Genomic DNA, 25,111 nt, shown 5'->3' on the forward strand with positions numbered 1-25,111 from the left:
AACTGCTTACAAAAGAATAGGGAAATAAGGTAGGATTGAGTTGGGGAAAATTGTGAAATACTAGATATAAGCAGGAAAGAACGGAGGGAAAAGCATGATTACGAAAGAAACGTTACCAAATCCGGTGGTTGATGCGTCCGATCGCAGCCGCCAACAGGAAGATGAGCGTGTTGATGTTTGTCCGGCGGTCTGTAAGGACAACCAGATACCGGTCCATTATTATTTCACGTTTATGCCAAGCAATGAGCATTTGCTTGTTGCAGAGGATGGCAGGGTACCTGCTCAGCATGAAGTGGAAGAGTTGGCTGTTCGTTATTATAGTTATATGACCTGTGTCCAGATGATACGGAGGCTGACTTCTGACAATGGAGTGAAATTGACAGATCAGCGCTATCATTCCTTTCGTCAGTTGCTGGAGGCTGTGGAGAAGAATGTCATGCATCTGGCGACCGACATCATTCAGCAAGCTTTTACCAGATTCTTTGAGCTTCTTGATACGATTCAAAAAGAGCAGCAGGCGATATTAAAGCATACAGCTGAAGCGGAAAAACTGATGGATGATACGATCAGTAAGGGAACATTCACGACGGCGGAACAGGAATTGATGGAACAGCATTTAAATAAAGTCGTACAGGCGCAATATACAATTGCTCAGAAGAAAGAGGAGACGACAGCAAGTCAAGCAGAGGTATTTGAATTCTTCAAAGAAGAGATGTGGCTTGATCTCAAACTGATGTTTTATTATGTCAGGCTGCGGGTTTTGAAGAGGGAACTATGGAGTGAAGAAAATTCATATATGCAAAATCCCGACAATCCAGCATTGGTGCCGGAAAGCCAGGATGAGCAATTCAAAGCATTCATCAAACAAAAACTGCGTAATGAAAAGAAGATCTTAGCTTAGGGATACAGCTTTTGGTTCGCGCTTATCAAACTGATATATATGGGTGAAACCGCATTGCTTTGCAATTTGTGCAGCCTCTTTTATACCGGCACCGACTGTTTCGGCCTTATGGGAATCCGAGCCAAGTGTCAGGATCTTTCCACCTAAATCATGGTAAAGCGATACGATTTGCGGTGTCGGAAGAGCTTCCCCTAGAGAACTCCGAAGACCGGATGTATTGATTTCGATGCCGATGCCGCGCTGTATCGCTTTTTCCAAAACAGCGGCAATCTGATCTTTATATTGCTCGAATACATACACTTCATGTCCTTCCTGGACAGCATACCGCTTCATCAAATCGATATGTGCGAGTACATCGATATTTGCATCAGAAACGAGCTTGTACATTTCGGCGAAATAGTCATCATAGAAGGTGTCCTGATTCGCGCGCAAATGCAGTCTCAGTTTTTGGTTGCCGATATTATGCACAGATCCCATGATGAAATCAAATGGTATGGAGCTAAGCTCTTTCTCATATACATCCATCATCAAATGCGGCTCGCATAATTCAATCCCCATCTTGATGGTCAATCGGTCACCGTAGGATGCTTGTGAATCCTTGATATCCTGCTGATATATAGCGAAATCCATATGACCGTAGGTTGGGGCATCTGGATTTACGGAATAATGCTCGGTGAAACAGATTTCTTTGATTCCCTTGGTGATTGCTTGTTCACACACCTCTTGCATGACAGCCTTGGAATCGATTGAGTTATTCGTGTGATGATGGTAATCCATATACATAATCTCTAATCTGCCTTCTTTCCGTTCGTACTTATTAGGTTATCCACATGTGGATAACGGCCACGGAATAGTATAACAAATTTATTGTATATATGCGATACCAATTATATGAAACAAAGGTCCATTATGCTTTCATCAATGAGAGAATGTAAGAGAAGAAAGCATCATGATCGACATCATACACCAATTGAATTTCCTTCCCGTTCTCATCTTCATATGTACGTCCCTGTGACGGACCGTCAGCCTCGACACTTACTTGGACAGGTTTTTTCTTCACTAATGAGCTGTTCCCGACGGAAGCTGTCGTAAGTACATCCCATAAATAATAGGTCGAATTTGTCTCAAAGTGGACAAGCGGCGGTACGGCAGCATAGCTTTGTCCGACAAAATCCACCCCTTCATGCTTGCGATTACGGGCCCATTCTTCCCGGATATCCACAGTCAAAGGCACTTGATTGGTACTTTCCAGCGCTACCATATCAATTAGTATGTCACTTTTCCAAACAATGTCCATCGCTTCTGGATCCCAGAAAGCATTCCACTCGGCAGTCCCATCATGTTCCGGCTCTTCGACATTGCCTGTTGGCAGCAAGGTGCCTCCCATCCAAACAAGCTTCTCGATATGCTGTACGATGCTAGGGTCCATTTCCAGAGCACGAGCCAAATCCGTAAGCGGTCCGATGAAGATAAGGGTTGTTTTATCTTCTTGTGCTTTCAATTTATCGATCAAATCCAGATGGGCAGGTTTTTCAGCAACCTTGGTACGCACTGGCAGATGTTCATTCAAGATTGGTAATGCGTCAACAAAGAAAGCGTGCATGCGCCAGTCTTTCGGAAACGGGTTCTTGCCCCGGGAAGTGGATGCTGCAATCTCAAGTGTCTCGCAATTGCCAAAACGGTCGCTTATTTTCCTACTCGCGGATAGAGCTGGCTCTAAATAGCAGTCTGCTGGAATGACGGAGCATCCGATCAGGCGCACATTCTCCATTTTCAGTAAAAGATAAAGCGAAATAAGATCATCGACACCGCCATCATGATTCAAATAGACGTTTTTCATTGTTATGACTCCCTTTCTTCTATGCTGTCTGACTTTCTTACTATATCATAGAAAGAGAGAGTCAATTTTGAGTATTCGCAAAAGAAGGAGAGTGCTTGGATGAAGCTAGTAGCATATAAAGTTGGCAAGGACTTTAATCCGTATCGAATCGGCAGCAGGGTGGAAGGGCGTATCATTGATCTACAGGAATCGTACCGGCAGTTTCTCCTGTCAGAGGGAGAGGTGGATTTGGCGATGACGGTTGAGAGTCTGCTTCCAGCTGATCCGAATGCTTTTTACAGCATGGGGACGCATGCGATGAAGCGCGCTTTCCGGGCGGAGTCATTTGCAATTGCAGAAGGACTGGAGAAAGTTCAGTACAGGACCGAAGAAATCACCCTCGGGCCGCCGGTTCCAAAGCCCGGCAAAATTATTTGCGTCGGTTTGAACTATAAAGATCATATTGAAGAAATGGGTCGGGAATTGCCGAATTACCCTGTTCTTTTCGGAAAGTTCTCCAATGCGGTTTGCGCGCATGATCAAGGTGTGTATCATTCGAAGCTGACCGAAAAACTGGATTATGAAGGTGAATTGGCAGTAGTGATCGGGAGGAAGGCGCAGGAAGTAACGGAAGACGAAGCGATAGACTATATAGCAGGATATACCGTTGCCAATGATGTATCGGCACGTGACTTGCAGCGCCGGACGCCGCAATTCCTTCAAGGCAAGACATTGGATCGCAGTGCGCCGATGGGTCCGCATCTTGTCACTGCGGAGGAAATAGAAGATGTATCGAACCTATCGATACGCACGTTTGTGAATGGGGAAAAACGGCAGGATTCCAATACGAAGCATCTGATATTTTCCGTTCCTTACTTGGTTTCATTCATCTCGGGTATCATGACCTTGGAACCAGGGGATATAATCATGACCGGCACGCCAAATGGAGTCGGATTTGCTATGGACCCGCCACAGTTCCTGACTGAGGGGGACGTAGTCGAAATCGAAATTGAAGGAGTCGGACAGCTGCGGAATACAATTATTCCAAAGCCAGCCCGACTTTAAATATAAGACGGCTCCGTTGTCGGGAGCCGTCTTTTTATTTATTGCTTATCTCCACAGGGAGGCCGTTGCTGAGGAATACATCCCGCATCGCCTTCTTTGCCTCCTTGGCGTCTTCGCCATATATCTCCAAGCGGAAGAAATCGGACGTTAGTACACTATTGGATAGTCCGAGCATACTTTTGGCATCTACCACCCTATTATCCATTACTAGAACAATGCTCGATTTGAATTTGTTTGCAGTCTGGTTGATATCTACTGCAGCATGGATGAGTGTTTTCTTCGATCGCATAAATCATTCTCCTTTATCTAGCATTTTGCCATACCAAATTTTACAGCAGCAGCAGAAAAGTGCAAGCAGCCTAACCTCTTTGGTAGCGCTTACAACATTACTTGGTAGCAGTATAACATATTGTACAGCGAGTGCAATGATTTTAATAAGCATATGCAAAAAAGCGCACATCAGAGTGCGCTTTTATTAGAAAAATTCGAAGTTTTTTTCGCTCTGGCGGAAACTGACTTCAAATTTCCATTTCTTCGAATTGACAAAGTAGACGTTAACATCAACTGGTTCATCTGCTGCCGTGTAAGAGGTCCTTGTCACCTTGATCAAAGGTGTGAACTTCTGATCGAGTTGAAGTATTTCCTGGAGACGATCATCGGCGATCACAGCTTCGATTTCTTCGTCAGCCCGGGCGACTTTCACTTGGAATTCATCATTGAGTATCTCAGCAATGGAGAAGAAATTATCATTCGTTTGTAATGACTCGACCGGAAAACGAGGGTGGACATAATGCTCCAAATAGATGATCGGATCTTCCTCGTAGTAACGCAGACGGGTCATTTTTGTCAGCTCTACATTTTCATCCACTTTCAACAGCGGAGCGATTGCCGGAGCTTGCACCGTCTCCACATTGATTGTGTGTGATGTGATCTTTTCCCATTCGCTCAAGTAATAGTTGGTGAAACCTGTCATTCTTGTCCATAGCTGTTTTGGCCGGTTTTCGGAGACAAAGGACCCGCGGCCTTGTAATCGGTAAATAAAACCGTCACTTTCCAGCTTGGATAAGGCTTGCCTGACTGGTGTCCTGCTAGCCTGATAGAGCAGGTCCAATTCTTTCTCGGACGGAAGCTTCTGTCCTTCTTTATAGAATCCACTCATGATCTTGCTGACTAGATCATCGTAGATGGTCTTGTATAAAGACTTCATTTTCACATCGTCTCATCCTTTAAATAGAGATATAACTGAAACTAATGATAAGGAAGATTCTCCTGGAAAGTCAATGTATAGACTGAAAAAAAACAGACCGGCCAATACTGGCAAGCCTGTTTGTCATATTATAGATTCATACTTTCTTCCTTCGTGGGAGATGCATCATGTTTTTTCGTCAGCATACTAACTGCCAGCAGAACGATGGTGGAGATTGCCAGTCCCGGAATGATTTCGTATATATACGTATCCAAGCCAAATCCTTTCCAGATTACAGTGACGACTGAACCGGTGATCATGCTCCAGAAGGCACCCCATTTGGTTGCGATATCCGAATAGAGACTGAATAGAAGGACAGGAGCAAAACTGGCGGCAAGCCCAGCCCAGGCGTACTGTACGAGGGCAAAGACGGATTCCAGATTCAATAAGGCGATACCGATGGAAAGCAACGTTAGTACGACCATGGCGGATCGGCTGATGAATAAGGTTTGTTTACTGGTGTACTGCCTCTTTGAAAAGGACTTCCATATATCGCTTGCAATTGCTTGTGTCGTTACCATCAATTGCGAAGAAAAAGTCGATTGTATCGCGGCAAAAATCGCCCCGACTATTATACCTGCTACGATCGGATGCGATACGTCCAGAGCCACAGTAGGGAATACATATTCCGGATCATCCAAATTCGGCAATAAGACACGTCCGATGAGTCCGAGCAAATTGGCACCCGTCATGGTGATGATTATCCATGCCATCGCGATGATGGAGCCCTGCTTGATTGTTTGGCCGTCTTTGGCTGACAGGAAACGCTGGGAGATATGGGGCTGGCCGGGTACGCCAAACCCGAAAGCGATATGCCCAATGATGATTCCGAGTGCTAGTGAACCGACGTTGCCGGCTGCCGGGGAGACAAGCAGCGGATCGATGCTGGCAATAGTGTTGAAGAAGACATCAGGTCCACCTAATTGGAAGAAAATCATATAGATCGGGAATCCCAGGAGCACACCGAGCATTATGAGGCCTTGGGTGACATCTGTAATCATAACAGAGCGGTAACCACCGAGTATGGAATACCCTAATACAAAAATACCGCTCAATACTAGACCGGTATTGAAATCGAAATCAATGACAGCATCCAATGTCTTTCCGGCGGCAGACAATTGGGAGCCCATATAGGCAATGAAGAAAATGACGATTATCAAACTGGAGGTAACCTTCAATAAGTGCGATTTATCATGGAAGCGTTTCTCGAAATAATCGGACATACTCAGAGCTTCCGACTTTTCGGAAAACTTACGCAGTCTCGGGGCAACGACAAACCAGTTTACAAAATAACCAATCAAAAATCCAGGCAGCATCCACATAGTCGATATACCGGCAATATAGGCCTGGCCTGCTGCTCCGATAAAGATCCATCCGCTTGAATCGGTAGCACCTGCACTAATAGCAGTCGAAAACGACCCAAAATTACGATCTCCCAGATAAAATCCTTCTTCTCCTTTTGTGATGAATTTTTCTGCTGTATAACCGATTATGAAAACGGCTACCAAATAGACAATAAATGTTGCAATCATTCGTTATCTTCTCCTTCCTCTTTCATGCGGCTTGCTTGGATGAATGCAGCAAGCATACCTAAAACGGGTACGATAACGTATAAAAACCAAATGAGTGGTGTCATGATGCTACTCGCCTCCTTTAATCGATGCTTTTAAGCTCTTAAATGATAAGGGGGGACAGTTATAGAGTCTGCTTTTTACCGTTGCACATATCTGAGATGCAGTGCCAAATTAATATACTGATTATACATAGTATTATAAGTGGGGTCAAGGTGTGAGTGAGGGGATGGTTAGCTGATATTTTTCATCATAACTATTGAATAAAAATACATAGTAAAGTATAATTACTAACTAATTCATACTTGATCACAGGGGGTTACGTTTGTGAAAGTCGCAATAATAGGCGGTACAGGTTATGGCGCGGTAGAGTTGCTTCGACTTTTACATATACATCCATATGCAGAAGTAAAAGCAATCATCTCCCATTCCAGTGCTGGAAAATCATTGACCGAATTATATCCGCACACAGATGGTTTTATGCAAGGGAATATGGAGACATTTGATGTGGCAGTTTTAAAAGAGCAAGTGGATTTTGCTTTTTTTGCAGCTCCGCCCGGGGTGAGCAGAGATTTGCTTCCGCAGCTTGTGGAGGCGGGTATCCGCTGTGTGGATCTGGCAGGGGATTTCCGCTTGAAGGATCCCGAAGTTTACCACAAATGGTATAAAGCGGACCCAGCTTCACAAGCATTATTGGAAAAAGCAGTTTACGGACTGCCTGAATGGAATAAGAGGGAGATAGCGGAAGCAGACTTTGTGGCAAATCCTGGCTGCTATCCGACTGCCGCTTTGCTTGGTCTGTTGCCGGCTGTACATAATGGCCTGGTAGATCCAGCCTCCATTATCATCGATGCCAAGTCAGGCCTTTCGGGAGCAGGTAAGTCTCCGAGTGCCGTAACACATTATAGTGAAATCAATGAAAATATGAAAGCTTATAAACTGGGATCGCATAAGCATATTCCTGAGATTGAACAGCTTTTGGCAGAAGCAGGCGGTACGCAGCAGCCCGTCAGCTTTTCTACACAGCTGGTGCCGATGACTCGAGGGATCATGGCCACGATCTATGCCAATCTGCAAGTCGGTTTGTCGGAGACTGAATTATTGGAATTATATGAAAAATATTATGAGACTCATCCGTTTGTCCGACTCAGGCCGCAAGGAGAATGGCCGGCGACGAAAGAAGTTGCAACAAGCAATTTCTGTGACATCGGATTGCATCTGGATGAACGGACAAATAGGCTTACCATCGTATCTGTCATTGACAACCTGGTAAAAGGTGCAGCAGGTCAAGGCATCCAGAATATGAATATCATGCAAGGTTGGGAGCAGACGACGGGTTTATGGATGCTGCCGGTTTATCCATGAAGGAGAGGGATCAAATGATAAAGGCAGAAGAAGCGGCATATACAATAATTGAAAATGGTAATGTTACCAGCCCAAGTGGTTTCCAGGCAGGTGGGGCAGCTATTGGTATCCGCAAACACAACAAACTTGATTTAGGATGGGTATATTCAGACATTCCAGCTGCAGCTGCTGGTGTGTATACGTTGAATTCTTTTCGGGCAGCGCCGCTGCTCGTGACTGAAGAAAGCGTCGCATTCGAGGGCAAACTACAGGGAGTTGTGGTGAATAGCGGTATTGCCAATGCCTGTACTGGAGAAGAAGGTTTGGCGAATGCTTATGCAATGCGTAAAGCTTTTGCTGACCAGCTTGGGATTCAACTCCAGCATGCAGCTGTAGCATCTACTGGATTGATTGGCGTCCAGCTGTCGATGGATAAGATAATATCGGGCATTCAAGCAATAAAGGATGAAGGCAAGGCAGATGATTTTGCAAAAGCCATCCTGACGACAGATACCTGTACAAAGCAAGTTGCAGTCAGCGTGGAAATAGACGGCGTACCGATTACCATCGGGGGGGCTGCGAAGGGATCTGGCATGATTCATCCAAATATGGCGACCATGCTCGCTTTCGTGACGACAGATGCTGTTATTCCAAATGACATGCTGGAACAGCTGCTGAAGAAGACGACGGATAATTCCTATAATATGATCACAGTTGATGGAGATACAAGTACGAACGATATGGTTCTTGTACTGGCCAACGGAAAAGCGGGGAATAAAGAGCTGAACCCGACTCATCCGGAATGGGAGAAATTTTCTGCAGCCTTCCAGTATGTGTCACAGGAATTGGCGAAGAAAATCGCTCGTGATGGAGAAGGAGCGACGAAACTTGTCGAAGTCCATGTACAGCAAGCCAAAACAGCTGCAGATGCCCGGAAAATAGGCAAGGCTATCGTGGCTTCCAGTCTTGTGAAAGCGGCAGTATATGGAGCGGATCCGAACTGGGGCCGTATCATTACGGCAGCAGGATACAGCGGCGCTTCTTTTTCCCCGGATAAGATTTCAGTTTGGCTGGGCGATAGCATGGTTGTGCAGAATGGCAACCCTACATTGTTTGATGAAGCTGAAGCCAGCGAGCATTTGAAGCAGGAAGCGGTCCTGATCACGATTGATTTGCAGGAAGGATCCGAGGAAGCGACTGCTTGGGGCTGTGATTTGTCATATGATTATGTCAAAATCAATGCCTCCTATCGGACATGAGGGGGGCGGCTAGATGAATTTCCTAGTTATCAAATGCGGTGGCAGCATCATCGACCAGCTGCCGGATAATTTCTATGATAATATTGCAGCCATTCAAAAGCAGGGCGATTGGAAGCCTATCATTGTACATGGAGGCGGCAAGCTGATCAATGACCTGCTGAAACAGACAGGAGTAAAGACGGAATTCGTCGATGGGCTACGGGTGACGACAGAAGAGGTGCTTGATGTTGTCGAGATGGCGCTGAGCGGCGCTGTAAATAAGTTTCTTGTAAGGAAGCTGATGGCCAGGACGGATGCCTATGGCGTAAGCGGACTGGACGGCAAGCTGCTGTACGCAGAACCTGTTGCGAATGCGGATAAGCTCGGTCTGGTCGGAACTGTAACAGAAGTGAACACAGCTCTGATCGAACAGATTGTCTCACAAGGTAATATTCCAGTCATTTCCCCGCTGGCTGGCGGGAAAGGAAATTCCCGCTTCAACATCAACGCCGACCTTGCAGCATCAGCCATCGCCCGTGCGCTCCATGCAGAGCTGTGCTTCATAAGCGACATTCCAGGGATTTATCGGCAGGAACAAGGGCAGAAACAGATGCTCACTAATGTAACGGACAGAGAATTGAAACAGATGATAAACGAGGGACTCATCAAGGATGGTATGATCCCGAAAGTGCGAGCAGCATTGGAAGCGTTGGAGCATGGGGCAGGAAAAGTCACCATCGTCAACGGACTTGCTGATGACAGTTTATTGCAACTAGTAGAAGGTACAGTCGCAGGAACAACCATTACATTATCGGAGGAGGCCCATCATGTCTGAAACGAATACAGCTGCATCAGCTGTCATGCCGACTTACAGTAGGTTCCCGATTTCCATAACAAAAGGGGAAGGAAGCTATGTCTGGGATGATGCAGGTAAACAATATCTTGATTACACTGCCGGAATCGCCACTTGTAACTTGGGTCATGCCCCGGCAGCCGTGAAAGAAGCGGTCAAGGAACAGCTGGATACCCTTTGGCATTGTTCCAACCTTTATCATATTCCGATTCAAGAACAGCTTGCAGAGCTTCTGACTGCCCATACATTCGCAGATCAAGTATTCTTTGGCAATAGCGGTGCAGAAGCAAATGAAGCGGCAATCAAGCTGGCGCGCAGCTATGCCCAGAAAGTAAAGGGAACAACAGGATACGAGGTTGTCACCTTCAGCCAATCCTTCCACGGACGTACGCTTGCGACACTGGCTGCAACAGGTCAGGAAAAGATCCAGAAAAACTTCGCACCGCTGGCAAAGGGCTTCCGCTATCTCCCTTATAACGATGTCGAAGCATTGGAAGAGCTGATCGGTCCTGATACATGCGGTGTATTAATGGAGCTTGTCCAAGGGGAAGGTGGCGTAATCCCTGCTGATCCTGCGTGGGTAAAGGAAGTGGAGCGTCTGTGTAAAGAACATGATGTACTGTTCATGCTGGATGAAGTGCAAACCGGCGCCGGACGTACTGGTACGCTTTATGCTTATGAGCAGTATGGTGTAGAGCCCGATGTGCTGACTACCGCAAAAGGGTTGGCTTCCGGAATTCCGATCGGTGCAATGCTTGCTTCCAGCAAGGCAGCCGCAGCTTTTGAAGCGGGCAGTCATGGCAGTACGTTCGGGGGAAATCCAGTAGCGGCTGCAGCGGGAAAAGCTACCTTGGAAGTAATTACGAATCCTGTGTTTCTGATGGAGGTACAAGAGATTGCTGATTATTTCCGGGGTGAGCTGGAAGCTATCGCTGCCAAGTCCAGTGGATTCACCGATGTGCGCGGGAAAGGGCTGCTGCTCGGCTTAGGTACGACAGGAAAAGCAATCGAGCTTGTCCACCGGGCTCGTGAGCTCGGTTTGCTTGTTTTGGTAGCAGGGGAGCATGTACTGCGTATATTACCGCCGCTCAATACGACCAAAGCGGAAGCCGATTTCTGTATCGGGACGTTGAAGCAAATCGCAAGTGCATAAAGCAACGCAGCACTCATACAATACATACGATTCCAATCAATTTGGGATCGTATTTTTTTGTCACAATTATCTGTTGTCGAAACAAGATACAATCGTTAAGATAGAAGAATATTAGGAGGTTAGTCATGTCCGCACATTATCTAGATAAAATCAAAGCTTTCCAGCAGCAGAATGAAAACAGATATCGGATCGTCATTTCCTGCCCTGATCAGCCGGGAATTGTCGCAGCAGTTTCCGAATTCCTTTATAAGCAGCAAGCAAATATCATGGAATCAAATCAATATACAACAGATCCGGATGGGGGGAGTTTCTTCCTGCGGATTGAATTCGAATGCCGACAGGACGGCGATACGCAGCAAGAGCTGGAGCAGGGATTCCGGCAGATTGCAGATCATTTCCGGATGGAGTGGCAGCTTGTGCGCGTCCGTCATTTGAAAAAATTGGCTTTATTCGTGTCGAAGGAACTGCATTGCCTGCAGGAAATTCTATGGGAATATCAAAGCGGCAATCTGATGGCCGACCTTGCGGTGATTGTCAGCAATCATGAGGACGCACGCGAATTGGCAGAAGCCTATGATATCCCATTCCATCACATTCCTGCCAACAAGGATATTCGTCAGCAAGCAGAGCGTCAGCAGCTTGAGCTATTGGAGCAATATGATATCGACACCATCATTCTCGCGAGGTACATGCAGATCTTGACACCTGTCTTCCTGGAGAATTATAAAAATAAAATCATCAATATCCACCACAGTTTCCTTCCAGCCTTCATTGGCGCCAAGCCATATGAACGCGCCTTCGAGCGAGGGGTGAAGCTGATAGGGGCAACGAGCCACTACGTGACATCCGATTTGGATGAAGGTCCGATCATCGAGCAGGATATCCATCGGGTCAATCATAAGGATAAAGCAGAAGATCTGAAACGTGTCGGCCGTCTCGTCGAACGAAGTGTACTCATGCGTGCAATCAAATGGCATGTGGATGATCGTGTGATCGTATACGGCAATAAAACGATCGTATTTTAAAGGAGGACTTGGCCATGGCGCCAAAAATAACGGTAATCGGCAGTCTGAATATGGACTTGACTGCTACTTCTGCAAAGCGTCCCGCTGCCGGTGAAACAATACTGGGTGAGCGCTTTGAGACATTCCCCGGCGGCAAGGGAGCCAATCAAGCCGTCGCTGCAGCCAGGCTTGGTGCCGATGTCACCATGATTGGTATGATCGGTCAGGATCCTTTTGGGGATGAGCTGACGCAGGTTCTCAAGCGGGAAGGTATCCGGACAGAGCATATTGGCAGAGCCGACACTTCTTCCGGTGTTGCTGTCATCCAGGTGGTAGATGGGGATAATAGCATTACTGTCATCCCGGGGGCGAATTTTCAGCTCAAGTCGGCTTATATCGAAGCGAAGCGGAAAATCATCGAAGAAAGTGATATTGTCCTCATCCAGCTGGAGATTCCGCTCGAGACAGTAGCAGCTGCGGCTGCGTGCTGTAAAGAAGCGGATATACCTTACATATTGAATCCTGCTCCGGCACAGTCGCTACCGCGTGAAATCATCGATCAGGCAGCGTACATGACGCCGAATGAATCTGAAGCTGCCATTTTATTTGACGATACAGATAAGGCACTAAGGGAATACGCCAATAAACTTGTCATCACAAAAGGGGAAGCGGGCGTCATCCACAGCGGCGGGCATGTACCAGCATTCCCGGTCCAGCCAGTTGATACAACTGGAGCTGGCGACACATTCAATGCTGCACTCGGCCTCAAGCTGGCCAGCGGCATTCCGCTGGATGAAGCTTGCCGCTACGCCAACGCGGCAGCAGCCTTGCAAATTGGGTCACACGGTGCACAAGCCGGCATGCCGACGCATGAAGAAGTCATCGCCTTCATGAGACAAAACGGACAAAATCCTTTATAATAGGAAACGCTTGTGTAAAAGTTAGCAAGGAGGAATAAAAATGGCAGGAAGAAAGCCAGAAGAAATGACAGACGTAACATTGCTTGGCAACAAAAACAATGTCTACGATTTCGATTACAAACCTGAGGTTCTCGAAACCTTTGATAATAAACACACATATCGCGATTACTTCGTGAAATTCAACTGCCCGGAGTTCACGACGCTGTGTCCAATCACGAACCAGCCGGATTTCGGTACTGTCTACATCAGCTACATTCCGGATGAAAAAATGGTGGAAAGCAAATCGCTTAAGCTATATCTGTTCAGCTTCCGCAACCATGGGGACTTCCATGAAGACTGCATGAACATCATCCTGAACGATCTAAAAGAACTGATGAACCCACGCTACATCGAAGTATGGGGCAAGTTCACACCACGCGGTGGCATCAGCATCGATCCATACGTCAACTACGGCCGTCCAGGCACGAAGTATGAGCAAATGGCAGATCATCGCATGATGAACCATGATATGTATCCGGAGAAAGTGGATAATAGATAAGCAGTGATAACCTGTATGGCCATAGAAGTTTGTAAAAAAATATGACCATTTGTGTTTATGAGGAGGCATCCCTGATAAAGGGATGTCTTTTTTGTACATACTATTACATGTAATGGCGGGAATGGATGAAGGATTGTTTTGTTCAGGTGTTATAATTCATTTATAGTAATTAGAATGCTGCTCTGCTTGAATCAAGAATTCTAGCGGAGTATCATGTGCTGTATTATCAAAGGAGGAAATTCATTTTGAAAATCGTTGTTACAAGTATATTCGTAGATGATCAAGATAAGGCATTGAATTTTTACACAGAAACGTTGGGATTTGTGAAAAAGCATGATGAACCTGCCGGAGAATTCAGGTGGATAACTCTTGTTTCTCCTGATGAGCAAAATGGTACCGAACTTTTGCTCGAACCGAATAACAATCCCGTTGCCAAAGAGTATCAGGAGAAGCTTTTTGCGCAAGACATCCCCGCAACGATGTTTGGCGTGACGGATATTGAGAAAGAGTATAAACGGTTAGTGGAACGCGGGGTGCGGTTCACTACAGAGCCGACAGAAATGGGAGAAGTCACATTAGCCGTTTTCGATGATACATGCGGCAACTATATTCAAATAGTACAGCAATAAAGTGACCGGTTCATTAGCCGTTTTTTATATAAAAATGCCTGACAGATTTACCTGTCAGGCATTTTCATTATTCCTCATCCGCTACTTTAACCAGTTGCTTACCTAGATTCTCCCCTTTGAATAATCCAAGGAAAGCATCCGGTACATGCTCAAAACCTTCTACTACATTTTCTTCAAATGTAAGCTTGTCTTGTTTGAACCATTCGGATAGCTGTTTCTTTCCTTCAGCGAAGCGGTCGCTGTAGTCGCCGACGATGAATCCTTGCATTTTCGCTTTCGATTTGACGAGGAAGCCATGAACACGCGGTCCTTGATCTTCTTTTTTGTTATAGGAAGAAATGCTGCCGCAGAGCGGGATGCGGGCGTGCGCATTAAGCAAGGGATATACGGCGTCGGATACGGGACCGCCAACATTATCAAAGTAAATATCCACGCCGTCTGGGCAGGCTTTCTCAAGGGCTTTTGCCACATCGTCCTCTTTATAGTTGACGACTTCATCCGCACCTAGCGTGTTTTTGACATAGTCAAGTTTTTTCGGAGAGCCGGCAATGCCGACGACACGGGCGTCGAGTATTTTGGCGATTTGGACTACGGTTGATCCGACTGCGCCGGCTGCACCGGAGACGACGACCGTTTCACCGGCTTTTGGTTCACCGATATCTATCAAACCGAAGTATGCAGTAAGTCCCGGCATGCCCAATACACCTAATGCAGTAGAGATTGGACCGAGATCTGGATCGACTTTTTGCAAGTTATCCGGATTGGCAGCGTTGTAACGGGCCCAAGGCAAATTGCCAAGCACAAAGTCGCCTTTTTGGAATTTATCTGATTTGGATTCGCTAACTTGACCGACGACACCGCCAGCGATTGGTGCATCCAGCTCATATGGAGGTACGTAGGATTTCGTATCATTCATCCGGCCGCGCATGTAGGGATCGACACTGATATAAATGCTTTTGATGAGCACTTGACCTTCCTTGAGCTCTGGGATTTCTGTTTCTACATAGCGAAAGGTATCTTTGGTTGGCATGCCTTCCGGGCGTTCTGCTAATTGGATTTCTTCATTATTCGCCATTTGGCTTCATCTCCTTTTTGGTAATATGGCAATTGTAAGACGGGGCGGAAGCTCATACAACTCTTTTGCTTTTTGCGTTTCGTGGATACAAGTGGGGGAATAGTTAATACATAAAAACGCAAAGGAGTTTTTAGCATGCCATGGACGATGGACGATTATCCTGCTTCACTGAAAAATTTGGACAAACCAGTCAAAAAGAAAGCAATAGAGATCGCCAATGCGTTGGTGGATGAAGGCTACGATGAAAGCAGGGCTATTCCGATTGCGACCAGTCAGGCGAAAGAGTGGCATGAAAATGCCTCGAAAAGGGAAGTGAAGGATTTTATGAAAAATGATGATCCGACAAAGCGGGATTCCGATGCGTCTCACAGTAACCCGGATTTAATCGATAACGCAGAGGAGGTCGTGCCCCATGAGGAGGGCTGGGCAGTTCAAGCCAAGGGATCGAAACGTCCTTCCCAAGTATTTGATAATAAGCAGGACGCGGTGAAGCGTGCCAAGGAGATTGCCAAAAATAAAGGAACAGAAACAATCATCCATAAGAAGGATGGCTCAGTCGAAAAACGTGCTTAAAGAAAGAGCTGCATCAATCAAGATGCAGCTCTTTTGCGTTGCTTCCTTCCGGTACAACCGGAGGCGCAGGACAAGATATGACTTTATTTATTTCCATAAAAGCTTATAATGGGGGAAGCAAGACCATTTTGAAGAAAAGGTGGATCATTTCCATGAGAAGGTTAACCAAATGCATGGCGGCATGTTTCGCAGTTGCCTTGATGTTCAGCTTTGCCTTTTCCGATGTTGTATCCGCAAGTACAGGAAAGAACACGGATAGTATCAATGAGAAATTCGGCTTGCCGATTGTCGTAGTTGGAGATTCGTTATCAGAAGCACAAAAAGAGCAGGTCAGAGAAGACCTAGGTGTTACAAATACAGATAATGTAGAGGAAATCCCGGTTACTGCCGATGATATCGTGAAATACATAAATGGCGATGCCAATTCCAGAATGTATTCTTCAGCGATGATTACAAGGGAAGATGAAGGGCATGGGCTGGATGTCCAGATTGTCACGCCTGACAATATCACCCAGGTGACAGTCGATATGTATAAAAATGCTTTGCTGACTGCTGGTATCGAGGATGCAACAGTAGATGTAGCTTCCCCGGTGAAGGTTAGCGGGCATTCCGCTTTGACAGGTATTTACAAAGCCTATGATACTGCGGACGGCAATTTGGATCCGGAACGGACTGAGGTAGCCAATGATGAGCTGGATCTGGCAACGGATTTGGCGCAGAAGGAAGGTCTGGATAACGAGAAAGTCACGCAGCTTTTGACTGATATCAAACAGGAAATTGCGGAGCAGAATCCAGCCACGCGAGAGGATGTGGAGCAGATTGTTTCCGACCAGCTGAGCAAGCTGGAAATCAGCTTAAGCGATGAAGACCGTCAGCTGCTTATCGACCTTTTCGATAAGATGCGCGAGCTGGATATCAATTTCGATGGCGTGAAATCACAGCTTGATGACATTGCTACAACGATCCAGGACAAGATCGATGAAGTGGCCGGCAACGAAGGTTTCTGGCAAAGTGTGAAGGATTTTTTCAAGTCGATTGGTGATTTCTTTAAAAATCTGTTTTCATAGGAGAGATGCGTATGCGTAATATCATTCAAACTGACAAAGCCCCACAAGCAATCGGCCCTTATTCCCAGGCGGTGGAAACAGCAGGGACCGTTTACATTTCCGGGCAAATTCCACTGGATCCGGCTACAGGAGAGATGGCTGGGACTATCGAGGAACAGACGGATCAGGTCATGAGGAACTTGTCCGCGATTTTGGAGGAAGCAGGACTGTCATTCGACCAAGTGGTCAAGACAACGATATTCCTTACATCCTTGGACGACTTTGCAGCTGTGAATGAGGTATACGGTCGTCATTTGTCCGAACCTTATCCAGCACGTGCGACAGTGGAGATTTCCAAGCTGCCTAAAGGAGCGAAGGTGGAAATCGAAGCGATAGCTGTCCGCAGCTTTAATATGTAAGAAGAAAGGATTGCCGAATATGATCGGCAATCCTTTTTAGATGGAAGAGGTCCGGGTTTGTGTCCGGGCATTCCGGATATGGGCGGTTAGCAATGTGATGCCGCAAATGATCAGCAAGGCGCTGGTCATATAGAAAACCGCAGAGAAACCGAAATAACCAGCCATCATACCGCCAAGTATCGGGCCGATGAAGTTCCCGAGGAAACGAAGGCTGTTATTATATCCGAGCACCTCACCTTGCATGCTGACTGGAGCCGCTTGCCGGATATAAGCTACTCGCAGCGGAATGATACCGCCGATTGCCATGCCCAGAAGCAGGCGGATTGCAGCGAGTTCCCAGACGGAACCGACCAAGGCACCGGGAATATAAACGATGCCTGCGGCGAATATGAGCCCGATAAGGATTTTGACATAACCAATACGGTCGCCAAGCTTTCCCCAAGTCCTTGTCATGAGCAGGTTGCCAAGTCCGGCAGCTGAAAATGCGATACCGGAGTAGAATGCTATATTCTCAGGTCCATGCAGTTCCTGCACATATAAAGATAGAATTGGCTGGACACTGAAATTGGCAATCTGGATCAATGCGCTTAAAATGAGTACAACTAATAAAATCGGGTCTCGCAGGATGTGCGCCAGCACTTCCTTGGAGGTATAGTGTGATTTTTCGCCTTTTTGAATTTTGACCGGATATTCCTTTGTTCCGAACGTAACCAGGACGGCGGAGGTGAAGACGCTTATTGATACGAGCAGGAATGTCCCGTGGAACCCGATGCTGTCAGCAAGGATCCCACCGATCATTGGACCAAAGAGCATACCAGTGATACTGCCGGTCTGTAAGGTGCCGAGCACCCGTCCGGCGATGTGACTGGGTGTCTGCGTCGAGATGAATGCTTGGGAAATCCCGATGAATCCCGTGAAGATTCCCATGAATACTCGAAGCATAAATAGCTGCCAGACATTTTCGGTGAATCCGAGCAGGAGAATGGAAACCCCCATGCCGAAGGAAGATATAATCAAAATAAGCTTCCGTCCGTATCGGTCACCGAGTTTTCCCCAAAATGGCGAACAGATGAATGCGGTAACAAAAGTCACCCCGAAAATGATGCCTGACCAGCTTTGGACTTCCCGATCGGACAGCGTTCCGAATGATGAAATATATAAGGAGAGAAATGGCATGATCATACTCAAGCTCGCCGAGATGAAAAAGTTGGCGAACCACATGATAAACAGATTGCGTTTTGCGAGCTGTTCGTCCGTCATTATGTGAAAAACACTTCTTTCGCATTAATATTTCGTTTCCCTAACTAATTATACACACGAATAGAAGGGTTATGCAAAAGGATAGCCTGGAAACGACACGATAGAGAAAAATTGCAGGGGAACAATGAACATGGTAAAATAGAGGATGTTCTGCTAACACAACATAATTTAGCAAACCAATTAAAATTATACATTACTTATAGATAAATGTCAAATGTTTTGGAGGGATGCCGGTATGACAGAAGATGAAAAGGATTTGAAGGACGAACAAGCCCGTGTAACCCGGGTCCAGGAAACAATCGAAAAGAAACGGGAAAAAACCGCAGGAATGATCCAAGGGATCCGAGAGAAAGTAATCGATTTACGCAAGAATTTCTGGGAGGATGTAACTGTCAACCTGGATGAGCCGGATGATGTGAACGAAACGCAGGCCAGCCTGAAGCAGCAAGCGGAGCTTTTAGGTGAACGGGAGCGGACGCATCAGCAAATTAATAATGAAGTGAAAACACTGGACCGGCTGCAGCGCAACCCTTATTTCGGGCGTATCGATTTCCGGGAAGAAGGTGCTGATCATGACGAAGAGATCTATGTCGGCCTTGCGAGTCTGATGGATGAAAAAGAAGAGGATTTCTTGATCTATGACTGGCGAGCGCCGATCTCCAGCATGTATTATGATTTTTCGCCTGGAGATGCTTCTTATGAAACGATCGAAGGCAATATACAAGGGGAAATGACGCTGAAACGTCAGTTTATCATCCGTAATGGGAAGCTGGTGGCTCTATTTGATACGGGTGTGACAATCGGGGACAGCCTCCTGCAGTACGTGCTTGGCGGTAATGCCAGTACAGAGATGAAAAGCATCGTTGCGACGATCCAGAAAGAGCAGAATCAAATCATCCGGAATGAATCTGCTGCTAATTTGATTGTACAAGGTGCAGCAGGCAGTGGGAAAACATCGGCTGCGCTGCAGCGGGTAGCGTACTTGCTATATCATTATCGTGATCGCATCTCAGCTGAGAATATTGTGCTTCTATCACCGAACCCGCTGTTCAACAGCTATGTATCCAATGTCTTGCCCGAGCTTGGGGAAGACAATATGAGGCAGGCGACTTTCTATGCCCATATGGACGCCCAGCTGGAAGGCAGGGAGACGATCGAGACGCCATTTGAACAGATGGAATATATGCTGCTTGCTTCCGGAGAGGAAAAAGAGCAGCGGCTGGCTGGTATTCAATATAAGGCCAGTTTGGATTTCAAGCGTTATATCGATGACAAGCTGGACGAATTCAAGCGCGCGGGCCTCATTTTTAAAGATGTCAGTTTCCGTAAGCAGCGCATCGTGAGCAAACAGGAGATCCAATCTTATTTTTACAGCCTATCCAATACATTGCCGATTTCCAACCGCGCGGAGCTGACGGCGGCTTGGATCGTCGAAAAGCTGCAGCTTTGGGGGGAATGGGAAACAAGGAAGGATTGGGTACGGGAAGAAGTCGAGCTGATGGAGAAAGAGGACTATGTCCAAGCGTTCTCCGAGCTTCAGAAGAGAGACCGTACCGAAACGGCTGACTTTGAGGAAAACAAACAGGAAGAAGAAATCCTGCGGAAATGGGTTGTCGAACGGAAGCTTCGTCCATTGATAAAGAAAGTACGCAAACATGCCTTCATCAATGTGAAAAAGTCTTACTTGCGTATGCTGGCAGCAGAAAGACGTCCGGAAATGCCTGCTTCATGGGCGCAACTATATGAAACCACAAAGCAACATCTCATGCGTAAATATATGAGCTGGGAAGATGTGACGCCATTTGTTTATTTCCGTGATAAGGTACTTGGAGATCGTTCGGACAAATCCATTCGTTATGTGCTCATCGATGAAGCGCAGGACTATTCGGCGTTCCAGTTCGCTTATTTGCAGCAGGCTTTCCCGAATGCAAGGATGACATTGCTCGGTGATATCAACCAGGCGATCCAAGCCCATGCTTTGACAGGGGAGAATGTGCTTTCCGGCAATACAGCCGACAGTCACCGAATTGAGCTGTGGCGCAGTTATCGTTCGACACGGCAAATAGTCGACTTCACAAAGGAGCTCTTGGATCACGCCAAAAATATCCAGCCGTTCAACCGTGATGGTGATTTGCCGACAGTGATAACAGCTGCTGACGATAAGGAAAGACGCCAGATGATTTTGGAGAAAATCCATTCCTTGCAAAATGCTGGTTATGAAACGATTGCGGTCATCGGAAAAACGAGTAAAGAAAGCAAAGAAGCGCATGATTGGATCAAGGAAGAGATGGATGCGGATCTGATTACAGAAACAACTTCCCAATACAAAAAAGGGTTATCGGTAATACCGGCTTACCTGGCTAAAGGCATCGAATTTGATGCTGTCATCCTGTATGACGTCTCCGATGAGGCATATGGCCATGAATCGGAACGTACCTTGCTTTACACAGCTTGTACAAGAGCAATGCATGAGTTGCATATGTATATGGTCGGGAATGTTAGTCCATTTATCGAAGCGGCAGCTGCTGAAACGTATTCATCCAAATAAAAACAGGAATCCTTCGCGGATTCCTGTTTTCTTTTACCATAGACCAATCAGTTTCCACCACAGTCCGCCAATGCCGATCCAGACGATCAAGTGGATGATGGAGATGAGGAAACCTAGCCCCCACCATTTTTGCTGGGTAACGAAGCCTGCTCCGAAGAATACTGGTGCAGGACCGCTGCCGTAGTGTGTCAAACAGCCGAACAAGTTACTGAAGAAAGCTAACAATAGGGCTGACAATAATGGCGGCGCTCCGGCTGCCACAACTACTGAAAGAAAGGCTGCATACATAGCGCTAACGTGTGCTGTGTTACTCGCAAAGAAATAATGGGAGTAGAAGTACACGATAGCTAATATAAGCAAAGCGACAGGCCAGGAAAGCGTACTTACGACATTCCCCATAATGTCACTGAACCAAGGGACAAGACCAAGTTCGTTCAAGTAATTTGCCATCATGACAAGCACAGCGAACCATACAAGTGTGTCCCAAGCACCTTGTTCCTGCTTGATATCAGACCAAGTCAAAACTTCAGTCAGCAATAGTACGACTAGTCCGATGAAAGCAGCAGTCGTAGAACCGATACCGAAGCTCTCACCAAAGATCCACAATACGAGCAGCAATAAGAATACGCCGATCATATACCATTCTGAGCGCTTCAGTTTACCCATGCTTTGTAATTTCTCTGTTGCCATTTCAGTCGCCTTCGGTGTCTCCTTGATTTCAGGAGGATACAGCTTGAAGATGACGAATGGAATAACGATCAAACTGATGATACCAGGAACGATGGAAGCAAGAATCCAGCTGCCCCAAGAGATGGATTGGCCAGTGACACTCTCTGCGGCACTTGCTGCCAATGGGTTTGCTGCCATTGCTGTAAGAAACATTGCGGAAGTGATCCCGTTCCCTTGGTAGGATGCAAAAGTCAGGAAGGAACCGATTTTGCGCTCCGTACCATCACCGCTTTTAGAACCATACGAGTTTGATAACGACTGGATGATCGGGAAAATGATACCGCCGGCACGAGCTGTATTGGATGGCATCGCCGGTGAGAGAATCAAGTCACTACCAATCAACGAGTAAGACAAGCCTAAAGTCTTCTTACCGAATAGACGTACGAACAAATAGGCAATTCTGGATCCAAGGCCGGTTTTGATGAAACCCCTGGAAATAAAGAATGCAATGACGATGAGCCAGATTGTACTGTTCTGAAAGCCGCTGAGCGCTTCTTCTAGTCCAAGTGTCTTCGTCAGAACGATAGCGGTCAGCGAAAGGATAGCGACACTGCCCATTGGCATCGGTTTAATGATCAGACCGATGATCGTAGCGACGAAGATAGCGAATAAATGCCATGCTTCTGCTTTTACACCATCTGGTGAAGGGACGAACCAAAGAATTACGCCGATCAATACAGTGATCAGGAGCGGAATCCACTTGACCTCCCGTTTTGGTTTGTTAGATGAATCAGCCATGATGAAGACCCCTTTAGAAAGTTATTAAATTAATAAAACCATAATTATCTTAGCATAAAAATATTGATATGAAAGTGTTCTGTATTATAGGAGCATTTCATCAATCGATTTAAAAAATTTAATAAATCAAGTACTTAATAATGATTATAATTTGGTGAAAATAAGCAAAAAAATTACTTCATACAAATTAAGTATCTCAGAGCTTGATACCCTGCGCCTCTTGTTAATATGCCAATGTTAATTAAATAAAATAAATGAGAATAAAAAAAGAATCCGAAAAAATTCGGATCCCATGTCTTTTTTGAGTCAATCTCTTGCCAAAAGTGCATAAACGGCAGCTACATCCTGTTTGCCATAACCATTTTTTTTCGCTAATGCATACAGTTCTTTCACACTGTTTGTCATCGGCAGAGGAGCGCCTGCTTCGTAAGCTGTTTCGGAAATCTGCTGTAAGTCCTTGTATGCATGCTCCAGAGGAAATTGCGGATCAAAGTTCTGCTGGAGAATCGTATCCCTTTTACCTGCTTGAATATCACTTGTAACAGGAAGGGCAAGCAATACATCCATCAGATGCTCTTTATCAAGGCCGACTGCTTCGCCGAAGCTGATTGCTTCAGATAGACCAGTCAAGGACTGAACAAGCAGCATATTCACTGCCAGCTTAGTCGCTGAGCCATTACCGTTTGCGCCCATATACTGGATGCTTTGTCCCATTTTCTCAAGCAGCGGAGTGACCTCTTTGACATCTTGTTCTTCTCCGCCGACAAGGAAGTGCAGTTTCCCTTGCTGTGCCGGCGCCTTGGAACCGGACACTGGTGCATCAACAAAACGGATATGATGCGCGCGAGCAGCATCTGCCATTTCTTTTGTGAATGCTGGCTTGACAGTACTGACATCCACCCACAGGCTATTTTCCTTCATGCCGCTGAAAAGCCCATCTTCGCCATAAGCAACTGCTTGGACAGCCCCTGGATCTGTCAGCATCGTAAATACGATATCAGCTTGTTCGCTGACTTCACGAGGCGAGTCAGCCCAGACAGCACCTTTGTCCATTAAAGCTTGTGCTTTCTCTTTTGTGCGGTTGAAAACGACTAATTGTTCGCCCTTTTCCAGTAGATTGAGAGCCATGTTTTCTCCCATTATTCCTAGTCCGATAAATCCGATCATATAAGCACCATCCTTTATATTGGAGTCTTTTCTAGCATACAGAAAAACGGATTGTTTTTAAAAGTCTTTCGCACAGGATATGATACAAAGAAGGAGTGAAGAAAATGAAGCTTAGTATATTGGATCAATCCCGGATCAAAGAAGATGGCGGGGCGATAGAAGCGCTACAGGAAACGGTGCGGCTTGCTGAGCTGGCGGATCGGCTTGGCTATACGCGATTTTGGGTTTCCGAGCACCATAGCGGCAGCCTGGCACATAGCAGTCCAGAGCTTCTGATGGGGAATCTGGCTGCACGGACAAGTCGCATCCGTATCGGCTCAGGCGGTGTCATGCTGCCTCATTATAGTGCGTATAAAGTAGCAGAAAATGCAAGATTGCTTGAAGCGCTCCATCCTGGAAGGATCGATCTTGGTATCGGAAGAGCGCCAGGTGGGATGCCGGCATCGAAAAGAGCATTGCAAGAGTATAAGGTGATGCCTGAGGATTGGTATGATCGGCAAATACGTGACTTGCTTCATTATCTGAATATAAGAATAGAAGAAAAACATCGCTTCGGCGACTTGATCGCGATGCCGGATATCAACACGGCTCCGTCAGTCTGGCTACTAGGCGGCAGCGCGGGCAGTGCAGGTCTAGCAGCATATCATGGAATCGGGTTCGCTTATGCCCAATTCATACGTGGAGAAAAAGATGCAGCAGTGCTGGATATGTATCGGAAATCCTACCGGAATAATGGACAGAACCCGCAAATGATGGTTAGTCTGTTTCTATTTTGTGCAGAAACGACAGAAGCTGCAGAAGCACTGGCAAAAAGCCATGAAGTAGCATCACTGCTGCAGGAGCAGGGAAGACCTGTCAAAGGAATGCTGCGGCCGGAAACAGCAGCCGATTACAAGCTGTCTCCTTATGAAAAAGAGCGCCTGGAAGATAACCGTCCGACCATGGTGATCGGAACAGCTGCTGAAGTGCTACAGCAACTGGAGGAGTTGGAAGATTATTATAGCGCGGAGGTCGAGTTCATGCTAACAAGCCCTGTCTATGAAGAGAAAGCAAGACAAGATGGATTCCGTCTGTTGATGGAGGCATATAACCGCCGCAGTTATTCTGTTTGAATCGGACACTGCTATTCTGGTATAGTAATAGTGACAATTCATAAGAAATCTTATAACGAGTGGCGGAGGGAAAGGCCCGATGAAGCCCGGCAACCCACTGCAGGAGGGCAGTCCTGCAGGAAGGTGCTACGACCTGCAGCAAAAGCTGCGTGATAAGATGACG

Annotated in this window: 24 protein-coding genes and 1 riboswitch; of the genes, 15 read left to right on the top strand and 9 right to left on the bottom strand. The window is 46.4% G+C overall.

What is annotated here, in order from left to right; genetic code table 11:
- Positions 1-94: 94 nt before the first annotated feature.
- Entirely contained in the window at positions 95-901 is an 807-nt protein-coding gene (locus BLQ53_RS00275) for a hypothetical protein (RefSeq protein WP_093724839.1), read from the top strand.
- On the opposite strand, the gene BLQ53_RS00280 is transcribed toward BLQ53_RS00275, so the two are convergent.
- Positions 893-1,678: a histidinol-phosphatase HisJ family protein gene (locus tag BLQ53_RS00280; RefSeq protein ID WP_342005030.1), complete on the bottom strand. Its 786-nt coding sequence runs from the start codon at positions 1,676-1,678 to the stop codon at positions 893-895. The genes BLQ53_RS00275 and BLQ53_RS00280 overlap by 9 nt on opposite strands.
- 130 nt (positions 1,679-1,808) lie before the next feature.
- A complete protein-coding gene (locus BLQ53_RS00285; RefSeq protein WP_093724843.1) occupies positions 1,809-2,741 on the bottom strand; it encodes a nucleoside hydrolase in 933 nt (310 codons plus the stop codon).
- A gap of 99 nt (positions 2,742-2,840) precedes the next feature.
- Between BLQ53_RS00285 and BLQ53_RS00290 the strand changes: the two genes are divergently transcribed.
- Entirely contained in the window at positions 2,841-3,785 is a 945-nt protein-coding gene (locus BLQ53_RS00290) for a fumarylacetoacetate hydrolase family protein (protein WP_093724845.1), read from the top strand.
- 34 nt (positions 3,786-3,819) lie between these two features.
- On the opposite strand, the gene BLQ53_RS00295 is transcribed toward BLQ53_RS00290, so the two are convergent.
- From BLQ53_RS00295 to BLQ53_RS00305, 3 genes are all read right to left on the bottom strand, one after another.
- A complete protein-coding gene (locus BLQ53_RS00295; RefSeq protein WP_093724847.1) occupies positions 3,820-4,074 on the bottom strand; it encodes an HPr family phosphocarrier protein in 255 nt (84 codons plus the stop codon).
- Between the two features lie 186 nt (positions 4,075-4,260).
- A complete protein-coding gene (locus BLQ53_RS00300) occupies positions 4,261-4,992 on the bottom strand; it encodes a GntR family transcriptional regulator (RefSeq protein ID WP_244499228.1) in 732 nt (243 codons plus the stop codon).
- Positions 4,993-5,120: 128 nt separating this feature from the next.
- Positions 5,121-6,563: a sodium/proline symporter gene (locus tag BLQ53_RS00305; RefSeq protein WP_093724851.1), complete on the bottom strand. Its 1,443-nt coding sequence runs from the start codon at positions 6,561-6,563 to the stop codon at positions 5,121-5,123.
- Between the two features lie 366 nt (positions 6,564-6,929).
- On the opposite strand from BLQ53_RS00305, the gene argC reads away from it, so the two are divergent.
- From argC to BLQ53_RS00345, 8 genes are all read left to right on the top strand, one after another.
- On the top strand, positions 6,930-7,967 hold the full coding sequence (argC, locus tag BLQ53_RS00310) for an N-acetyl-gamma-glutamyl-phosphate reductase (RefSeq protein WP_093724853.1): 1,038 nt from the start codon (positions 6,930-6,932) through the stop codon (positions 7,965-7,967).
- A 14-nt stretch (positions 7,968-7,981) separates the two neighbouring features.
- On the top strand, positions 7,982-9,205 hold the full coding sequence (gene argJ / locus BLQ53_RS00315) for a bifunctional glutamate N-acetyltransferase/amino-acid acetyltransferase ArgJ (protein WP_139180822.1): 1,224 nt from the start codon (positions 7,982-7,984) through the stop codon (positions 9,203-9,205).
- Between the two features lie 13 nt (positions 9,206-9,218).
- Entirely contained in the window at positions 9,219-10,019 is an 801-nt protein-coding gene (argB, locus tag BLQ53_RS00320; protein WP_093724855.1) for an acetylglutamate kinase, read from the top strand.
- Positions 10,012-11,190 carry an acetylornithine transaminase gene (locus BLQ53_RS00325; protein WP_093724857.1) on the top strand — a complete coding sequence of 393 codons (1,179 nt, stop codon included), beginning with the start codon at positions 10,012-10,014 and terminating at the stop codon, positions 11,188-11,190. Before argB ends, BLQ53_RS00325 begins: the two co-directional genes overlap by 8 nt.
- Before the next feature lie 125 nt (positions 11,191-11,315).
- Positions 11,316-12,215 (top strand): formyltetrahydrofolate deformylase, encoded by a 900-nt coding sequence (gene purU / locus BLQ53_RS00330; protein WP_093724859.1) that lies wholly within the window; start codon positions 11,316-11,318, stop codon positions 12,213-12,215.
- A gap of 14 nt (positions 12,216-12,229) precedes the next feature.
- Entirely contained in the window at positions 12,230-13,114 is an 885-nt protein-coding gene (rbsK, locus tag BLQ53_RS00335) for a ribokinase (protein ID WP_093724861.1), read from the top strand.
- 40 nt (positions 13,115-13,154) lie between these two features.
- Positions 13,155-13,652, top strand: a complete 498-nt coding sequence (gene queF / locus BLQ53_RS00340) for a preQ(1) synthase (protein WP_093724863.1) — start codon at positions 13,155-13,157, stop codon at positions 13,650-13,652.
- A 245-nt stretch (positions 13,653-13,897) separates the two neighbouring features.
- Positions 13,898-14,281, top strand: coding sequence for a VOC family protein (locus tag BLQ53_RS00345; RefSeq protein ID WP_093724865.1), 384 nt, complete (start codon positions 13,898-13,900; stop codon positions 14,279-14,281).
- A gap of 67 nt (positions 14,282-14,348) precedes the next feature.
- Here the strand turns inward: BLQ53_RS00345 and BLQ53_RS00350 are convergent, their stop codons facing one another.
- Positions 14,349-15,356 carry an NADP-dependent oxidoreductase gene (locus tag BLQ53_RS00350; RefSeq protein WP_093724867.1) on the bottom strand — a complete coding sequence of 336 codons (1,008 nt, stop codon included), beginning with the start codon at positions 15,354-15,356 and terminating at the stop codon, positions 14,349-14,351.
- Positions 15,357-15,491: 135 nt separating this feature from the next.
- On the opposite strand from BLQ53_RS00350, the gene BLQ53_RS00355 reads away from it, so the two are divergent.
- The 3 genes from BLQ53_RS00355 to BLQ53_RS00365 all read left to right on the top strand — a co-directional run bounded on the left by BLQ53_RS00355 (position 15,492) and on the right by BLQ53_RS00365 (position 17,394).
- Entirely contained in the window at positions 15,492-15,929 is a 438-nt protein-coding gene (locus BLQ53_RS00355) for a DUF2188 domain-containing protein (RefSeq protein WP_093724869.1), read from the top strand.
- Positions 15,930-16,081: 152 nt separating this feature from the next.
- Complete coding sequence (locus BLQ53_RS00360; protein WP_425288270.1) at positions 16,082-16,996, top strand: DUF1002 domain-containing protein; 915 nt, start codon at positions 16,082-16,084, stop codon at positions 16,994-16,996.
- Between the two features lie 11 nt (positions 16,997-17,007).
- The gene (locus BLQ53_RS00365) at positions 17,008-17,394 is read left to right on the top strand and encodes a RidA family protein (RefSeq protein ID WP_093724873.1); all 387 of its coding nucleotides are present in this window, start codon (positions 17,008-17,010) and stop codon (positions 17,392-17,394) included.
- A gap of 36 nt (positions 17,395-17,430) precedes the next feature.
- Here the strand turns inward: BLQ53_RS00365 and BLQ53_RS00370 are convergent, their stop codons facing one another.
- Entirely contained in the window at positions 17,431-18,654 is a 1,224-nt protein-coding gene (locus tag BLQ53_RS00370; RefSeq protein ID WP_093724875.1) for an MFS transporter, read from the bottom strand.
- A gap of 235 nt (positions 18,655-18,889) precedes the next feature.
- Between BLQ53_RS00370 and helD the strand changes: the two genes are divergently transcribed.
- Positions 18,890-21,202, top strand: coding sequence for an RNA polymerase recycling motor HelD (helD, locus tag BLQ53_RS00375; protein WP_093724877.1), 2,313 nt, complete (start codon positions 18,890-18,892; stop codon positions 21,200-21,202).
- 33 nt (positions 21,203-21,235) lie between these two features.
- Here helD and BLQ53_RS00380 read toward each other — a convergent pair whose 3' ends face one another.
- Together BLQ53_RS00380 and BLQ53_RS00385 are read right to left on the bottom strand one after the other, a co-directional pair.
- Positions 21,236-22,669: an anion permease gene (locus tag BLQ53_RS00380; protein ID WP_093724879.1), complete on the bottom strand. Its 1,434-nt coding sequence runs from the start codon at positions 22,667-22,669 to the stop codon at positions 21,236-21,238.
- Between the two features lie 306 nt (positions 22,670-22,975).
- Complete coding sequence (locus tag BLQ53_RS00385; protein WP_093724881.1) at positions 22,976-23,836, bottom strand: NAD(P)-dependent oxidoreductase; 861 nt, start codon at positions 23,834-23,836, stop codon at positions 22,976-22,978.
- 104 nt (positions 23,837-23,940) lie between these two features.
- Between BLQ53_RS00385 and BLQ53_RS00390 the strand changes: the two genes are divergently transcribed.
- On the top strand, positions 23,941-24,948 hold the full coding sequence (locus BLQ53_RS00390; protein ID WP_093724883.1) for an LLM class flavin-dependent oxidoreductase: 1,008 nt from the start codon (positions 23,941-23,943) through the stop codon (positions 24,946-24,948).
- A gap of 47 nt (positions 24,949-24,995) precedes the next feature.
- Positions 24,996-25,107, top strand: a riboswitch (SAM riboswitch).
- Positions 25,108-25,111 lie beyond the last annotated feature (4 nt).

Source organism: Terribacillus halophilus (assembly GCF_900101385.1).
Classification (GTDB): domain Bacteria; phylum Bacillota; class Bacilli; order Bacillales; family Amphibacillaceae; genus Terribacillus; species Terribacillus halophilus.

What these genes read in the sequence shown, in the direction of transcription:
- BLQ53_RS00325 (WP_093724857.1), top strand. Translation starts at nt 10,012, where the DNA reads ATGTCTGAAACGAATACAGCTGCATCAGCTGTCATGCCGACTTACAGT.
- argB (WP_093724855.1), top strand. Translation starts at nt 9,219, where the DNA reads ATGAATTTCCTAGTTATCAAATGCGGTGGCAGCATCATCGACCAGCTG.
- queF (WP_093724863.1), top strand. Translation starts at nt 13,155, where the DNA reads ATGGCAGGAAGAAAGCCAGAAGAAATGACAGACGTAACATTGCTTGGC.
- helD (WP_093724877.1), top strand. Translation starts at nt 18,890, where the DNA reads ATGACAGAAGATGAAAAGGATTTGAAGGACGAACAAGCCCGTGTAACC.
- BLQ53_RS00275 (WP_093724839.1), top strand. Translation starts at nt 95, where the DNA reads ATGATTACGAAAGAAACGTTACCAAATCCGGTGGTTGATGCGTCCGAT.
- BLQ53_RS00385 (WP_093724881.1), bottom strand. Translation starts at nt 23,836, where the DNA reads ATGATCGGATTTATCGGACTAGGAATAATGGGAGAAAACATGGCTCTC.
- BLQ53_RS00380 (WP_093724879.1), bottom strand. Translation starts at nt 22,669, where the DNA reads ATGGCTGATTCATCTAACAAACCAAAACGGGAGGTCAAGTGGATTCCG.
- rbsK (WP_093724861.1), top strand. Translation starts at nt 12,230, where the DNA reads ATGGCGCCAAAAATAACGGTAATCGGCAGTCTGAATATGGACTTGACT.
- BLQ53_RS00305 (WP_093724851.1), bottom strand. Translation starts at nt 6,563, where the DNA reads ATGATTGCAACATTTATTGTCTATTTGGTAGCCGTTTTCATAATCGGT.
- BLQ53_RS00300 (WP_244499228.1), bottom strand. Translation starts at nt 4,992, where the DNA reads ATGAAGTCTTTATACAAGACCATCTACGATGATCTAGTCAGCAAGATC.
- BLQ53_RS00290 (WP_093724845.1), top strand. Translation starts at nt 2,841, where the DNA reads ATGAAGCTAGTAGCATATAAAGTTGGCAAGGACTTTAATCCGTATCGA.
- argJ (WP_139180822.1), top strand. Translation starts at nt 7,982, where the DNA reads ATGATAAAGGCAGAAGAAGCGGCATATACAATAATTGAAAATGGTAAT.
- BLQ53_RS00370 (WP_093724875.1), bottom strand. Translation starts at nt 18,654, where the DNA reads ATGACGGACGAACAGCTCGCAAAACGCAATCTGTTTATCATGTGGTTC.
- BLQ53_RS00280 (WP_342005030.1), bottom strand. Translation starts at nt 1,678, where the DNA reads ATGGATTACCATCATCACACGAATAACTCAATCGATTCCAAGGCTGTC.
- BLQ53_RS00355 (WP_093724869.1), top strand. Translation starts at nt 15,492, where the DNA reads ATGCCATGGACGATGGACGATTATCCTGCTTCACTGAAAAATTTGGAC.
- purU (WP_093724859.1), top strand. Translation starts at nt 11,316, where the DNA reads ATGTCCGCACATTATCTAGATAAAATCAAAGCTTTCCAGCAGCAGAAT.
- BLQ53_RS00360 (WP_425288270.1), top strand. Translation starts at nt 16,082, where the DNA reads ATGAGAAGGTTAACCAAATGCATGGCGGCATGTTTCGCAGTTGCCTTG.
- BLQ53_RS00295 (WP_093724847.1), bottom strand. Translation starts at nt 4,074, where the DNA reads ATGCGATCGAAGAAAACACTCATCCATGCTGCAGTAGATATCAACCAG.
- BLQ53_RS00285 (WP_093724843.1), bottom strand. Translation starts at nt 2,741, where the DNA reads ATGAAAAACGTCTATTTGAATCATGATGGCGGTGTCGATGATCTTATT.
- BLQ53_RS00350 (WP_093724867.1), bottom strand. Translation starts at nt 15,356, where the DNA reads ATGGCGAATAATGAAGAAATCCAATTAGCAGAACGCCCGGAAGGCATG.
- BLQ53_RS00390 (WP_093724883.1), top strand. Translation starts at nt 23,941, where the DNA reads ATGAAGCTTAGTATATTGGATCAATCCCGGATCAAAGAAGATGGCGGG.
- BLQ53_RS00365 (WP_093724873.1), top strand. Translation starts at nt 17,008, where the DNA reads ATGCGTAATATCATTCAAACTGACAAAGCCCCACAAGCAATCGGCCCT.